At 55.9% G+C, this 15,162-nt stretch carries 13 protein-coding genes; 6 read left to right on the forward strand and 7 right to left on the reverse strand.

What is annotated here, in order from left to right:
• Window positions 1-10: 10 nt before the first annotated feature.
• Complete coding sequence (locus tag ACWPW2_RS01190; protein WP_454121336.1) at window positions 11-859, reverse strand: SDR family oxidoreductase; 849 nt, start codon at window positions 857-859, stop codon at window positions 11-13.
• Between the two features lie 83 nt (window positions 860-942).
• On the opposite strand from ACWPW2_RS01190, the gene ACWPW2_RS01195 reads away from it, so the two are divergent.
• Complete coding sequence (locus ACWPW2_RS01195) at window positions 943-1,338, forward strand: winged helix-turn-helix transcriptional regulator (protein ID WP_023478486.1); 396 nt, start codon at window positions 943-945, stop codon at window positions 1,336-1,338.
• A 36-nt stretch (window positions 1,339-1,374) separates the two neighbouring features.
• On the opposite strand, the gene ACWPW2_RS01200 is transcribed toward ACWPW2_RS01195, so the two are convergent.
• Window positions 1,375-3,318 (reverse strand): bifunctional 2',3'-cyclic-nucleotide 2'-phosphodiesterase/3'-nucleotidase, encoded by a 1,944-nt coding sequence (locus ACWPW2_RS01200; protein ID WP_454121339.1) that lies wholly within the window; start codon window positions 3,316-3,318, stop codon window positions 1,375-1,377.
• A gap of 188 nt (window positions 3,319-3,506) precedes the next feature.
• Here ACWPW2_RS01200 and cysQ point away from each other — a divergent pair, with 188 nt between their 5' ends.
• Window positions 3,507-4,250 carry a 3'(2'),5'-bisphosphate nucleotidase CysQ gene (gene cysQ / locus ACWPW2_RS01205; RefSeq protein WP_023478483.1) on the forward strand — a complete coding sequence of 248 codons (744 nt, stop codon included), beginning with the start codon at window positions 3,507-3,509 and terminating at the stop codon, window positions 4,248-4,250.
• On the opposite strand, the gene ACWPW2_RS01210 is transcribed toward cysQ, so the two are convergent.
• Entirely contained in the window at window positions 4,240-4,797 is a 558-nt protein-coding gene (locus ACWPW2_RS01210; protein WP_023478441.1) for a YtfJ family protein, read from the reverse strand. The two genes, cysQ and ACWPW2_RS01210, sit on opposite strands and share 11 nt — an antisense overlap.
• A gap of 336 nt (window positions 4,798-5,133) precedes the next feature.
• Between ACWPW2_RS01210 and ACWPW2_RS01215 the strand changes: the two genes are divergently transcribed.
• Window positions 5,134-5,340, forward strand: coding sequence for a DUF1107 domain-containing protein (locus tag ACWPW2_RS01215; protein ID WP_023478541.1), 207 nt, complete (start codon window positions 5,134-5,136; stop codon window positions 5,338-5,340).
• 75 nt (window positions 5,341-5,415) lie between these two features.
• On the opposite strand, the gene ACWPW2_RS01220 is transcribed toward ACWPW2_RS01215, so the two are convergent.
• The 4 genes from ACWPW2_RS01220 to msrA all read right to left on the reverse strand — a co-directional run bounded on the left by ACWPW2_RS01220 (window position 5,416) and on the right by msrA (window position 8,778).
• Complete coding sequence (locus tag ACWPW2_RS01220; protein WP_312121498.1) at window positions 5,416-6,750, reverse strand: hemolysin family protein; 1,335 nt, start codon at window positions 6,748-6,750, stop codon at window positions 5,416-5,418.
• Window positions 6,751-6,980: 230 nt separating this feature from the next.
• Window positions 6,981-7,307, reverse strand: a complete 327-nt coding sequence (locus ACWPW2_RS01225) for a hypothetical protein (protein ID WP_023478468.1) — start codon at window positions 7,305-7,307, stop codon at window positions 6,981-6,983.
• Window positions 7,308-8,117: a DUF4225 domain-containing protein gene (locus ACWPW2_RS01230; protein ID WP_454121341.1), complete on the reverse strand. Its 810-nt coding sequence runs from the start codon at window positions 8,115-8,117 to the stop codon at window positions 7,308-7,310.
• A gap of 16 nt (window positions 8,118-8,133) precedes the next feature.
• On the reverse strand, window positions 8,134-8,778 hold the full coding sequence (gene msrA, locus ACWPW2_RS01235) for a peptide-methionine (S)-S-oxide reductase MsrA (protein WP_454121342.1): 645 nt from the start codon (window positions 8,776-8,778) through the stop codon (window positions 8,134-8,136).
• Window positions 8,779-9,024: 246 nt separating this feature from the next.
• Between msrA and tamA the strand changes: the two genes are divergently transcribed.
• Genes tamA through ACWPW2_RS01250 form a run of 3 tightly spaced genes read left to right on the forward strand, consistent with a single transcriptional unit; the run spans window position 9,025 to window position 14,884 of the window.
• Entirely contained in the window at window positions 9,025-10,758 is a 1,734-nt protein-coding gene (tamA, locus tag ACWPW2_RS01240) for an autotransporter assembly complex protein TamA (RefSeq protein ID WP_023478416.1), read from the forward strand.
• Entirely contained in the window at window positions 10,755-14,531 is a 3,777-nt protein-coding gene (tamB, locus tag ACWPW2_RS01245) for an autotransporter assembly complex protein TamB (RefSeq protein ID WP_454121343.1), read from the forward strand. Before tamA ends, tamB begins: the two co-directional genes overlap by 4 nt.
• 2 nt (window positions 14,532-14,533) lie before the next feature.
• On the forward strand, window positions 14,534-14,884 hold the full coding sequence (locus ACWPW2_RS01250) for a gamma-glutamylcyclotransferase family protein (RefSeq protein ID WP_023478402.1): 351 nt from the start codon (window positions 14,534-14,536) through the stop codon (window positions 14,882-14,884).
• Window positions 14,885-15,162: the final 278 nt, after the last annotated feature.

Below are 15,162 nucleotides of genomic sequence, written 5' to 3' on the forward strand. Positions count from 1 at the left end.
ATTATTAACGTTACAGCAGATCGTTAACGCTGTCGGCGATCGAGGTGGTCGGGCGACCGATCAGTTTGCTCAGGGTCTGGCTGTCGTCAAACAGCCCGCCTTTCGAGGCACCGATATCGGAATCCGCCAGCATCTCTGCCAGCCCATCCGGCAAACCTGCGCCTTTCAGCGCGGCGGCAAAATCTGCTTCACTCAGGTTCTGGTAAACCACCTTTTTACCGCTGGCCTCGCTCAGCAGTGCCGCCAGGTCGCTCAGCGTCCAGGCCTTGTCGCCCGCCAGTTCGTAAACCTTGCCGGCATGACCCTCTTCGCTAATTACACGCGCGGCAGCAGCGGCATAATCGGCACGCGTTGCCGAGGCGATTTTGCCCTCGCCCGCCGCACCGAGGAAGACGCCGTGCGCCAGCGCCGCCGGTGCGCTCGCAAGGTAGTTTTCGCTGTACCAGCCGTTACGCAGCAGGGCAAACGGGATGCCGGATTCGGCGAGCAGCTTTTCGGTTTCCACATGCTCAACGTGCAGGCCAAGCGGTGAGGTGTCGGCATGCAGCAGGCTGGTGTAGGCGATAAATTTCACCCCTGCGGCTTTCGCGGCGTTGATCACATTGCGGTGCTGCGCAGCGCGCTGGCCGACTTCGCTACTGGAGATGAGCAGCAGTTTTTCGACGCCCGCCAGCGCCTGGGTGAGGGCGGCCTGATCGTTGTAATCGCCCTGGCGAACAATAAGGCCTTGTTTGCTCAGCGCTTCGGCTTTCGCCGGGTTACGCACAATGGCAACAATCTCTTTTGCGGGAACGGTTTTTAACAGGGCTTCTACAACAAACTGGCCGAGTTGGCCGGTGGCGCCGGTGAGTGCAATCATGATGTTTCTCCTGCGTGGGGGTAAGTGTTGTGGTAGGCTAGCACCCTAACTAACTTTTAGTAAGTACGTACAAAAAGGTAAGTATGAAACAGCAAACTCGCCCGCAAACCCTGAGCGAACAGATGCGCGACGGCAATCTCTTCGCCGAGCAGTGCCCCTCCCGGGATGTGCTGAAACACGTCACCAGCCGCTGGGGCGTCTTAATTCTGGTTGCCCTGCGCGAAGGAACGCACCGCTTTAGCGATCTGCGCCGCAAAATGGGCGGCGTCAGTGAGAAGATGCTGGCGCAGAGCCTGCAGTGGCTGGAGCAGGATGGTTTTGTTAACCGCGTCGCCTTTCCGGTGGTGCCGCCACATGTTGAATATAGCCTGACGCCGCTTGGTGAGCAGGTGAGTGAAAAGGTTGCCGCGCTGGCAGACTGGATTGAACTGAACTTGCCCGAAGTGCTGGCCCATCACCGCGAGCGCGATGTGGCGTAATCAACCCGCAGCCGCTACCGACTGCGGGTAATTTGCTTACTTGCGTAAATCGATGCTGTAGAGCGCGAAACCGATCTCGTCGTTGCCGACTTTCTGCATCGGGTACTGCGCTTTCTCTTTGATAAACGCCGCCGCTTTCTCCGTTGGCGCAGTTTCAAAGCGAATATCCAGCTTGTGGCTGCTGCTGATCGGTGCCAGTCGCCAGTTATTGTCCGCCGCCGGGTGGATCTCCCCTGCGCGCTGCGTCTCATTGCTGATCCACTTCGCCAGCACCGCGCGGTTCTCATCCGGCGAGGCAAAGGCGATATGGCTGTCGCCGGTACCGGCAAACTTGCCGCCGTAAGCACGGTAGTTATTGGTAGCAACAAGGAAGACCGCATTCGGATCGACAGGCTTGCCGTCAAAGGTCAGGTTCTTAATGCGCTCCGCCTTGGGATTGATGCTCTGGCACTCGCCGTCATAGCGCGCCGGTTGCGTGACATCAATCTGGTACTTCACGCCGTCGATAACGTCGAAGTTATAAGTGCGGAACCCGTCCCAGTTGATTAAGTTCTGCGGCTTGTCGCTATTGGGATCGATCTGGTTGAACTGCCCGGCGGAGCACTCCAGCCACTCTTTCACCTCTTTGCCGGTCGCTTTCACCACCACCAGCGTATTGGGGTAGAGGTAGAGATCGGCGGCGTTACGGAAGGTGAGCTGCCCCTTTTCCACTTCAACAAAGCTGGCCGGATCGTTTTTACGCCCGCCCGCTTTAAACGGCGCGGCGGCAGAGAGCACCGGTAGCTTCGCCAGATCCGGATCGCCCTGAATAAAGTGCTCAACATAGGCTTTCTGCGCGTTGTTTACCACCTGCACGGTCGGGTCATCCTGCACCAGCGACAGGTAGCTGTACATGTTGTCCGCCGATTTGCCAATCGGTTTACCGACGAACTCGCGGGTGGCGTCGTGATCGTGCTTGAGGATCTGCACCAGTTTGGCATCTTCGCCCACCAGCGCTTTCTTGGCAGCGGCGTCATAAATCGGTCGCGCTTCGGCTTTCGCGTCGCTGACTTTCCACTTACCAGAATCGTTATTCAGCACCAGATCGACCACGCCGAGGTGATCGCCCCACATGCCCGGCATCACCGCCGGAATACCGTTCAGCGTCCCTTTGCTGATATCCGCGCCTTTGATGGCGGCAAATTCCTTGCTCGGGAAGACGGCGTGCGCGTGACCAAACAGGATCGCATCGACGCCCGGCACCTGGCTGAGGTAGTAAACGGAGTTCTCCGCCATCGCCTGGTAGGGCTCCGCCGAGAGACCGGAGTGGGCAACGACCACTACCAGATCGGCGCCTTTCGCGCGCATCTCCGGCACATAGTGGCGGGCGGTTTCCGTGATGTCGTTTACCGTTACTTTGCCGCTCAGGTTGGCTTTGTCCCACACCATAATTTGCGGCGGCACGAAGCCGATATAACCGATACGCAGGGTGTGGGTTTTACCCTCTTTGTCCACCACCGGCGTCTCTTTGATCAGATAAGGGGTGAAGAGCGGTTTGTTGGTTTTAGCATCAATGATGTTGGCGTTCACATAAGGGAATTTCGCCCCGGCCAGCGCCATATGCAGGTAATCCAGCCCGTAGTTAAATTCGTGGTTGCCGAGGTTGCCAACCGCGTAATCGAGGGTGTTCAGCGCTTTGTAGACCGGGTGAATATCCCCCTTTTTCAGCCCCTTCGCCGCCATATAGTCGCCCAGCGGGCTGCCCTGGATTAAGTCGCCGTTATCGACCAGCACACTGTTTTTCGCTTCGCCGCGCGCGGCATTAATCAGGCTGGCGGTGCGCACCAGGCCAAATTTTTCCGTTGCCGAGTCTTTGTAGTAATCAAAATCCATCATATTGCTATGCAAATCAGTGGTTTCCATAATACGTAAATCCACCGTTGCCGCTTGCGCGCTGGCCGCAATCAGCGTGGCCAAAAGCGTTGCACTAAACTTAATCATCAGAGGCGTCCTTTTCGATCTAAGCCACAAAAGAAATTGTTATGTACAGTGTGTTGCTTACAGAATTGTGAATAGTGCCATAAAAGTGAGCAATAAAACTGCAATCCCTCTCACAGTTGGCAGATCGCGGCGCAATGCGATATAAGTAAAACAATGAGTTACACACCACTGCACAGAGAGAGGTGGATATGTTAGATGCAATTTGTCAGCTCGCGCGCGACGCGGGCGATGCCATTATGCAGGTGTATGACGGCCATCAGCCGATGGATGTGACCAGTAAAGTGGATGACTCGCCGGTGACGGCGGCAGATATCGCCGCGCACCATGTGATTGTGCGCGGGTTACAGGCGTTAGCGCCGGATATTCCGATCCTGTCTGAAGAAGATCCCCCGGCGTGGGAGACGCGCCAGAATTGGCAGCGTTTCTGGCTGGTGGACCCGCTCGACGGCACCAAAGAGTTTATCAAGCGTAACGGTGAATTTACCGTCAATATCGCGCTGATTGAGCAGGGCAAACCGGTGCTGGGCGTGGTCTATGCCCCGGTGCTTGATGTGATGTACGCCGCCGCAGAGGGCAGCGCATGGAAAGAGGAGGGCGGTCATCGCCAGCCGATTCAGGTGCGTGATGCGCGACCGCCGCTGGTGGTGATCAGCCGCTCGCATTCGAACGATCCGGAGCTGGAGGAGTATCTGCACCAGCTTGGCGAGCATCAAACCACGGCGATTGGTTCATCGCTGAAGTTCTGCCTGGTGGCGGAGGGGAAAGCGCAGCTCTATCCGCGCTTTGGGCCGACCAGCGTCTGGGATACGGCAGCCGGCCACGCGGTGGCGGTAGCGGCCGGGGCACATGTTCACGACTGGAAGGGGCGCACACTCGATTACACCCCGCGTGAATCCTTCCTCAACCCCGGCTTTCGCGTCTCTATTTACTAAGCAGTTTATGCAGCAGGGCAACCACCTGCTGCACCTCTTGCTGGCTCAGGCTGCCATCTTTTGCAAACTCGACGCGACCCTCTTTATCGAGCACCACAATCGCGGAGCCTTTCTCCTCCAGCTGCCAGGCTTTACGCACGGAACCTTCGCTGTCGACAATAAATTGTGACCACGGATAGAGCTTCTTATTGCTCTCAAGGCTGCTGCGCACAAACATCGCGCTGCCCGGAATGGCATCATCGGTGTTAACAATGGTGGTGGTCTGGTATCTGTCATGCGGCAGGTTAGCGCTTTTGATCGCCTCAATCAGCGCGGCATTCTTCTCTTTTGCCGAGGTGCGACCGGCAATATGCATCACCACGCGCACTTTTCCAGCAAGCTGCGCGCTATTCCAGTTTTTATAGCTAAACTTGTCATTATTCAGCAGCAGCTCCCCGCGGTCGGCAACGCCCACAGGCGGCACGCGCTGGTTGGTTTCAAAGTTATGCGCTGAAGCGACCAGCGGCAGTAACAAGCATGTCGCTGCCAGAATGTTACGTAGGGTCATGGTGTCTCCATCTCTCATGTTTATATGCAGGTGATCCGACCACTCGGTACGGCAGTTTAATCATATGTGCGATCAATACGCTTTTCCCGCAATTGGGGTGCCAGTTTGCGGGTTAACGCACATATCGGTTAAAAAACGTAGGCTTATACTGCGAAGTTTCAGGGTTTGAAAAGAAAATTCTGATTAATTGTCATCAAAAGGTAAATAAACCCATTCAGACTATGTATCGCTCATGTTGTGGACTATAGTCACTGGGCATCAAAATTTGCGCTCATCAACGTCGGACCAAATGTGGCACCGCAAGGGCGTAATCTGTTTTACAGGAGAGATAGAAGAATGAAAATTTTCCAGCGTTACAACCCACTTCAGGTGGCTAAGTACGTCAAGATCCTGTTCCGTGGACGGTTGTATATCAAGGACGTTGGCGCTTTCGAGTTTGATAAGGGCAAAATCCTTCTGCCGAAAGTGAAAGACAAACAGCACTTTTCTGTTATGTCTGAAGTTAACCGCCAGGTTCTGCGCCTGCAGACCGAAATGGCTTAATCTGTTGTGCTATGCAGTAATAAAGTCCTATAAAAAACGGCCCCACAGGGGCCGTTGATGTTTCCGCTTCTGGCTTTACGCCGCGCCTTTATCTTCCATATCCGGTAGTTTCGGCGTCAGCACCGTGGTGCGCGCATCAATTCGCGTTACCAGCAGCTGATCGATACGGTAGTTATCGATATCCACCACTTCAAACTTGTAGCCGGAGAACTTCACCGCATCGGTGCGTTTCGGGATTTTACGCAGCATAAACATCATAAAACCGCCGATGGTTTCATAGTTGCCGGACTGCGGGAACTCATCGATATCCAGCACGCGCATCACGTCATCAATCGGCGTACCGCCGTCAATCAGCCACGAGTTTTCATCACGGGCGACGATCATCTCTTCCACCTGGCCGACCAGATCGCCCATCAGCGTGGTCATTACGTCGTTCAGGGTAATCACCCCGACCACCAGCGCATATTCGTTCATGATCACCGCGAAATCTTCCCCCGCAGTTTTGAAACTTTCCAGCGCTTCAGAGAGCGTCAACGTGTCCGGCACAATCAGCGTCGTGCGGATCTGCACGCCGCTGTTCAGCGCCATACTCTGGTTCGCCAGTACGCGGTTAAGCAGATCTTTCGAATCAACATAACCGACGATATGGTCGATATCGCCGTTACAGACCAGAAACTTCGAGTGCGGATGCTCCGACACTTTATTTTTCAGGCTCTGCTCATCTTCATGCAGATCGAACCAAATCACGTTTTCACGCGAAGTCATCGACGACGGAACGGTGCGCGACTCCAGCTCAAACACGTTCTCAATCAGTTCATGCTCCTGCTTACGCAGCACCCCGGCTAACGCACCGGCTTCCACCACGGCGTAGATATCGTCTGAGGTGATGTCATCTTTGCGCACCATCGGCAGTTTGAAGATGCGGAAAATGACGTTCGCCATGCCGTTAAAGAACCAGACCAGCGGGCGGAAAACGAAGAGACAGAAGCGCATCGGGTTGATGATGCGCAAAGCCACAACTTCGGGCGCAATCATACCGATGCGTTTCGGGGTCAAATCAGCAAACAGGATGAAGAGACTCGTTACCAGCGTGAACGAGATGATAAAGCTCAGCTGATCGGCCAGCTCCGGTGAAACGACATTGAGCAGCAGATTGTAAAACGCGGGGGAGAAGGCGGCGTCACCGACGATACCACCCAAAATGGCGACGGCGTTAAGGCCGATTTGCACCACGGTGAAGAAGGTGCCGGGATTTTCCTGCATTTTCAGGATGCGTTGGGCGTTGATGTTGCCATCATCGGCAAGCAGTTTAAGTTTGATTTTTCTCGATGCGGCAAGCGAGATCTCAGATAACGAGAAAAACGCGCTCACCGCGATCAGACAGAGTATGACTAAGATACTGTTTAACATAATTTATCCAGTTATTAACCGGATCCTCGGAAGGTTTTTTTGGAATATCCATGTGGTAAACACAATGAATGCCGGCCCGAAGCGGTGGACCGGCAATTGCGCCGTTAGTATAGCGTAAGCTCCGGTGACGCTGCCAGAGGCGTAGTCGCTTTGTTACTGCGCAGAAAAACATCGGGTCTTTTCCGGTTTACTTACCGCCTGATAGTTAAAATTACGCACAATAATTAAGGTTATTTGGCAACTTTAACGTATTTGTTCTGCGGCATAGCGAAATAGCTTATCAAGGCAAAAAAGCCGGCACCCCAGCGTATTGAATCGTATCGATCGACATCGAGATTGATATGCAAGAAGCCTTTCATAAAAGAGGTGCCATGCATCAAAATACAAAACTGAATGGCGGCCACCGCAACGACAAAAAAAGTATAAAACACAAAGAGCCAATAATAATTTCTGTTGTTGATCTTAGTTTTGATAGTAAAAAGTAGCGCGAATATCGCTATTGAAAGAGTGTAATAGAGAATAATCGGCCATATAGGCAGCGGCTGAAATAGCTCCATTTATTTTCCTCCTTGCAATTGATACATCGACCATGTTGTTGATGTTGAACTTATCCCATCCAACAGCAGGGCTGTTTTAGTTGATTCCTGCCATCCCCGGATGTAGTCCGAACTAATATTTCTGAACAAGCTCCAGGATTTTTCTCTGGGTAATAGTACTGAGCGAGTTGCACCATAGCCACTCATTGCGAGATCAACCGCACCATATACGAAATCAGCTTGAGTGTTGCCATATCCAAGCTGGCTGGCAGCATATCTATAAGCATCTCTGACTGTACCGCTTCTGTCTTCGCGGAATAGCAAATAGTAGCCATTTTCGTACACATTATTCGATCCTTGCAGCATCATTGGCGTTCCATATGCAGCGCAAGCCACACCAAGCGAAGCGGCACATATCCCAAAACCGCCAACGACTTGTGCCCCTCCAGCCACAAAACCAACATTTTTCAGAACCAAGTTAAGTTTTTGATTTTCTTTTTCTTTTTCGATAATCAAATAGATGCGAGCCTGGTTAAAAGTAAGTTGAACATCCTGTTGACTGAGATGCTCAATTTCTTTGCTAATTAGTTCTGCACCACCTTTGTAAGACAAGCAGTGCATGCCAATCTCTTTTTCAAGGCCGCGGATAAAGGCTTCAACTTGCGAGAGAAAATCGGACGAGAAGTACTGGATATATTTCGTCGCTAAATTGTGAGCAAGGGATCTTAAGGCAGCAGCTCTACGGTCAAAATCATCTTTATCCTTTTTGTTATGCACCTGCATTTTTAATTTCCTATCAAAATGAACAGAAAATATTAGCCGATCCTCCATAGAACCGGCTGTTTAATCACTGGTTAAGCTGCGGCGGCAAACACACGCCGATGCCGCCGATCCCGCAATAGCCCTGCGGATTTTTATAGAGATATTGCTGGTGCTCATCTTCCGCGTAGTAGAACGGTTTGGCGCTGGCGATTTCGGTAGTGACGGTGCGCGCGTCGCCCGCTTCACGCATCGCGGCCTGGAAGCGCGACAGGCTTTCGCGCGCGGCGGCGTCCTGCTCCGGGGTGAGTGGATAGATGGCGGAGCGGTATTGCGTCCCGCGATCGTTGCCCTGACGCATCCCCTGGGCTGGATCGTGGTTCTCCCAGAAGATCTGCAACAGCTGCTCGTAGCTCACCACGTTCGGATCGTAAACCACGCGTACCGCTTCGGCATGCCCGGTCTGGCCGCTGCACACTTCGCGGTAGGTCGGATTTGGCGTGTAGCCGCCGGTATAGCCTGCGGCGGTGCTGTAGACCCCTTCGCGCTGCCAGAAGAGGCGTTCCACGCCCCAGAAGCAACCCATGGCGAAAATCGCCACTTCCATGCCCTCCGGCACATGTGTCATCGAGTGCTCGTTAACAGCGTGTAAACTGGCGACAGGCATCGGCGTCGGGCGTCCGGGCAGAGCATCAGACTGAGAAACAAGGTTATTTTTATCGAACAGGCTCACGGTAATACCTCCCGGCGAGTGTCATTGCGGTTAGGGTTGTGTTAAGGATGGTGTTTTAACACAATGTACGACCTAAATCAGACTAGATTTAAACATAAGAAATTTTGGGCTAGTCGTCCGTTTTTCAACCCGATAATGCGGGTTTTTATCAGCCTGGCTGCTGCTGTCGTGGCACAATCAGGCCCAGCGCGGAGCTGCGCTTACGTTTCCTTCCAGGAGTGGGAGCGAGGATATTCAGGAGAGAACGTGCCAAAGATCCGTCTTTTATGTTTTGCCGGTTTGTTGCTGGTGAGCGAAACGGCATTCGCCGCCAATGTGCGATTGCAACTTGAGGGGTTAACCGGGCAACTGCAGAAAAATGTGCGCGCCCAACTGTCGACTATCCAGAGTGATGAAGTGACGCCCGACCGCCGTTTCCAGGCGCGCGTTGATGATGCCATCCGCGAAGGGTTAAAAGCGTTAGGCTACTACGAGCCAACCATTGTTTTCGAACTGCGTCCGCCGCCGGAGAAGGGCCGCCAGGTGCTGATCGCCCGTGTTACGGCGGGTGAGCCTGTGCGCATCGGCGGTAACAACGTGATCCTGCGCGGCGGCGCGCGCACCGACAGCGATTACCTTTCGCTGCTGAAAAAGCGCCCGGCCATCGGCACGGTGTTAAACCACCACGACTACGACAGCTTTAAAAAATCCCTGACCAGCGTCGCGCTGCGCAAAGGCTACTTCGACAGCCAGTTCAACAAAAGCCAGCTGGGCATTGCGCTGGATCGCCGCCAGGCGTTCTGGGATATCGACTATGACAGCGGTCAGCGTTACCGCTTCGGCGATGTTACCTTCCAGGGCTCGCAAATTCGCGACGAATATCTGCAAAACCTCATCCCTTTCCACGAGGGTGACTATTACCAGACCCAGGATCTGGCCGAGCTTAACCGCCGCCTCTCCGCCACCGGCTGGTTTAACTCGGTGATCGTCGCGCCGGAGTTCGACAAAGCGCGTAAGACCAAAGTGCTGCCGCTGAGAGGCGTGGTCTCACCACGCACGGAAAACACCATTGAGACCGGCGTCGGTTACTCCACCGATGTCGGGCCGCGCGTCAAAGCGACATGGAAAAAACCGTGGGTCAACTCCTACGGCCATAGCTTTACCACCAGTATGAGCGTCTCCGCGCCGGAGCAGCAGCTCGATTTCAGCTACAAGATGCCGCTGCTGAAAAATCCGCTGGAGCAGTACTACCTGGTGCAGGGCGGCTTTAAGCGCACCGATCTTAACGATACGGAAGCGGACTCAACGACGCTCGCGCTGTCGCGCTACTGGGATCTCTCCAGCGGCTGGCAGCGGGCGATCAACCTGCGCTGGAGCCTCGATCACTTTACCCAGGCCAACGTCACCAACACCACCATGCTGCTCTATCCGGGCGTGATGATTAGCCGTACCCGCTCGCGCGGCGGGCTGATGCCAACCTGGGGCGACTCCCAGCGCTACTCGGTCGATTACTCCAACACCGCCTGGGGATCGGATGTCGACTTCCTCGTCTTGCAGGCGCAAAACGTCTGGATTCGTACGCTCTACGATCGCCACCGCTTTATCGCGCGCGGCAACCTCGGCTGGATCGAAACCGGTGATTTCCAGCGCGTGCCGCCGGATCTGCGCTTCTTCGCCGGGGGCGATCGCAGCATTCGTGGTTATAAATACAAATCGATCTCGCCGGAGAACGAACGCGGCAAACTGATTGGTGCCTCAAAACTGGCGACCGGCTCGCTGGAGTACCAGTACAACGTCACTGGCAAATGGTGGGGCGCAGTGTTTGTCGACAGCGGCGAAGCGGTGAGCGATATCCGCCGCAGCAACTTTAAAACCGGCACCGGCGTCGGCGTGCGCTGGCAGTCGCCGGTCGGGCCGATCAAGCTCGATTTCGCGGTACCGGTCGGCGATAAAGAGGAGCACGGGTTGCAGTTTTACATCGGGTTGGGGCCAGAATTATGAGTTTATGGAAGAAGATCAGCCTCGGCGTGGTGGCGTTTCTTGTGTTACTGCTGGGCACGGCGATCTTTCTGGTCGGCACCACCAGCGGCCTGCATCTGCTGTTTAAGGCGGCGAACCGCTGGGTGCCGGGGCTGGAGATCGGCCAGGTCACCGGAGGCTGGCGCGATCTGTCGCTGAAAAATATCCGCTATACCCAGCCGGGCGTGGCGGTCGACGCGGGGCAGATCCACTTTGCGCTTAACCTCGGCTGCCTGCGCAACAGCAGCGTTTGCGTCAACGATCTGTCGCTGAAAGATATCAATGTGGCGATCGACACCAAAAAGATGCCGCCTGCGCAGAAGGTGGAAGAGGAAGATAGCGGGCCGCTGAACCTCTCCACGCCGTATCCGATTACCCTGAGCCGGGTGGCGCTGGAAAACATCAATATCAAAATCGATGACACCACCGTCTCGCTGATGGATTTTAGCTCCGGCCTGAACTGGCAGGAGAAAAACCTGACCCTCAAACCGACCTCGCTACAGGGCCTGCTGATTGCGCTGCCGAAAGCGGCCGATGTGGCACAGGAAGAGGTCCTCGATCCGAAGGTGCACAACCCCAGGCCGGAAGAGAAACCGCTGGGCGAAACGCTGAAAGCGTTGTTTGAGAAGCCGCTGCTGCCGGAGATGCAGGATGTGCATCTGCCGCTCAACCTCAATATTGAAGAGTTTCGCGGCGAGCAGCTGCGCCTGACCGGCGATACCGATATCCTGGTGCGCAGCCTGCTGCTGAAAGTGAGCAGCATTGACGGGCAGATGAAACTCGACGCCTTCGATATCGACTCGAATCAGGGCCAGGTCAACGCCACCGGCACCGCGCAGCTGCGCGACAGCTGGCCGGTCGATATTACGCTCAACTCGACGCTGAATGTCGATCCGCTGAAAGGCGAGAAGGTGAAGCTGAAAGTGGGCGGCGAAATGCGCAAGCAGCTGGAGCTTGGCGTTAACCTCTCCGGCCCGGTGGATATGGTGCTGCGGGCGCAAACGCGGCTGGCAGAAGCGGGGCTACCGCTCAATCTTGATATCACCAGCCAGCAGCTCTACTGGCCCTTTACCGGCGAGAAGCAGTACCAGGCCGATAACCTGAAGCTGAAGCTCAGCGGCAAAATGACCGACTACGCGCTCTCGTTCCGTACGGCGGTAAAAGGGCAGCAGGTTCCGCCGGCTACCATCACGCTGGACGGTAAAGGCAACGAGCAGCAGATCAGTATCGATAAGCTCTCTATCGCTGCGCTACAGGGCACCACCGAACTGAAAGCGCTGCTCGACTGGCAGCAGGCGATCAGCTGGCGCGGCGAACTGACGCTGAAGGGCATTGATACAGCAAAAGCCTTCCCCGAATGGCCTGCGAAGCTCAATGGCCTGGTGAAAACCCGCGGCAGCCTCTACGGCGGCAGCTGGCAGATGGATGTGCCGGAGCTGAAGCTCAACGGCAACGTTAAGCAGAACCGGGTCAAGGTCGACGGGCAGCTGAAAGGCAACAGCTACCTGCAATGGGTGATCCCAGGCCTGCACCTTGAGCTGGGCAAAAACAGTGCTGATATCAAAGGCGAGCTGGGGGTAAAAGATCTCAACCTTGACGCCACTATCGATGCGCCTGGCCTCGATAACGCGCTGCCGGGACTCGGCGGCACGGCGAAAGGGGTGGTGAAAGTGCGCGGCACCGTCGATGCGCCGCAGGCGCTGGCGGACATTACCGCCAACAATCTGCGCTGGCAGGAGCTCTCCATCGCCCGCGTGCGCGTGGAAGGGGATGTGAAATCAAGCGATCAGATTGGCGGCAAGCTGAACGTGCGCGTTGAGCGTATCGCCCAGCCTGGCGTTAACATCAGCCTGGTGACGCTGGCCGCCGACGGCAATGAGAAGCAGCATAAATTGCAGCTGCGCGTGCAGGGCGAACCGGTCTCCGGTCAGCTGGCGCTGGCCGGCAGTTTCGACCGTCAGCAGCAGCGCTGGAAAGGGACGCTCAGCGACACGCGTTTCGCCACGCCGGTTGGGCCATGGTCGCTGACGCGCCCGATTGCGCTCGATTACCGCAACCAGGAGCAGAAGATCGCCATTGGCCCGCACTGCTGGCTCAACCCGAATGCCGAGCTGTGCGTGCCGCAAACCATTGATGCCGGTGCAGCAGGGCGCGCGGTGGTTAATCTTAATCGTTTCGACCTCGCGATGCTGAAACCGTTTATGCCGGAAGCGACGCAGGCGAGCGGCGTCTTTAGCGGCAAAGCGGATGTCAGCTGGGACAGCACCAAACCGGGGCTGCCACAGGGGCAGGTGACGCTTGCCGGGCGTGGGGTGAAAGTGACGCAGGAGGTCAACGGTGCGCCATTGCCGGTCGCCTTCGACACGCTGAACCTGAATGCGAAGCTGCAAAACGATCGCGCCGATCTCGGCTGGCTGATGCGGCTGACCAATAATGGCCAGTTCGACGGCCAGATTCAGGTCACCGATCCGCAAGGTCGACGCAATCTCGGCGGGACGGTGAACATTCGCAACTTCTCGCTGGCGATGGCGAATGCCATCTTCAGCCGCGGCGAGAAAGCGGCGGGGACGCTCAATGCCAACCTGCGCCTTGGCGGTAATGCCCAAAGCCCGCAGCTGTTTGGTCAGCTTGGGCTGAATGCGCTGGATGTTGAGGGCAACTTTATGCCGTTCGACATGCAGCCGAGCCAATTGGCGATGAACTTCAACGGAACCACTTCCACGCTGCAAGGCGTGGTACGTACCAGCCAGGGGCAGATCAACCTCAGCGGCGATGCGGACTGGAGCCAGATCGATAACTGGCGCGCGCGCATTGCGGCAAAAGGCAGCAAGGTGCGCATCACCGTGCCGCCAATGGTACGCCTCGATGTCTCGCCGGATGTGGTGTTTGAAGCGACGCCGAGCCTCTTTACACTCGACGGCGATGTGGATGTGCCGTGGGCGCGCATTGTGGTGCACGATGTGCCGGAGAGCGCCGTCGGCGTCTCCAGCGATGAGGTGATGCTCAACGATCAGCTGCAACCGGAAGAGGAGCAGCACGCGTCGATCCCGATCAACAGCAATGTGACGGTGCATGTCGGCAACAACGTGCGGCTCTCGGCCTTCGGCCTGAAAGCGCGGCTGACGGGCGATCTGAAAGTGGCGCAGGATAAACAGGGACTGGGGCTGAACGGGCAGATCAATATCCCGGAAGGGCGCTTCCGCGCATACGGGCAGGATCTGATTGTGCGTAAAGGTGAGCTGCTCTTCTCCGGCCCGCCGGATCAGCCGCTGCTTAACCTCGAAGCGATCCGTAACCCGGAAGCGACGGAGAACGATGTGATTGCCGGGGTGCGCGTCACCGGCTCTGCGGATGAACCGAAAGCGGAGATCTTCTCCGACCCGGCGATGTCGCAGCAGGAAGCGTTGTCCTACCTGCTTCGTGGGCAGGGGCTGGAGAGCGAACAGAGCGATAGTGCGGCAATGACCTCGATGTTAATTGGTCTTGGGGTTGCGCAAAGTGGGCAGGTTGTGGGTAAAATCGGCGAGACCTTTGGCGTCAGCAACCTGGCGCTGGACACACAGGGCGTCGGCGACTCCTCACAAGTGGTGGTCAGCGGCTATGTGCTGCCGGGTCTACAAGTAAAATATGGTGTAGGAATTTTTGACTCACTGGCGACTCTCACGTTACGTTATCGCCTGATGCCTAAGCTGTATCTTGAAGCGGTGTCTGGCGTAGATCAGGCACTTGATTTGCTCTATCAGTTTGAGTTTTAGCAATGCGAATATTTGTCTACGGCAGTTTACGACGCAAGCAGGGCAACAGCCACTGGATGACCAACGCTCAGTGGCTGGGCGACTTCAGCGTTGAAAATCATCAGCTGTACAGCCTGGGGCACTACCCAGGCGCGGTGCCGGGCAACGGCAGCGTGCTGGGTGAAGTCTATCGCATCGACGCCTCAACGCTCGGTGAGCTGGACGCCCTGCGTACCGCAGGCGGCGAGTATAAACGGCAGTTGATCCAGACGCCGTACGGTGGCGCATGGATGTACGTCTACCAGCGTTCTGTTGAGGGGAAAACCTTGATTGAAAGCGGCGACTGGCTTGACCGCGACCATTATCAAAAGTAGTAATCAGTCACAGAGAACCGCGCCAATGGCGCGGTTTTTTTTGCGCCGCGCATTTTTGCCGGATGGCGCTGCGCTTATCCGGCCTACGTTTGACCGCAACCACTGTTATCTCGCATGCCAAAGGCGAACTTCGTAGGCCGGATAAGGCATCGCCGCCATCCGGCAGAATTTGTAGGCCGGATAAGGCATCGCCGCCATCCGGCAATCCCAACCAACCCGCACAAATAAAAAAAGCCCTGTGCGCATACTGCGCGACAGGGCTTCTCTTACAAAAACGG

It is taken from the genome of Kosakonia sp. Marseille-Q7440 (assembly GCF_965119485.1).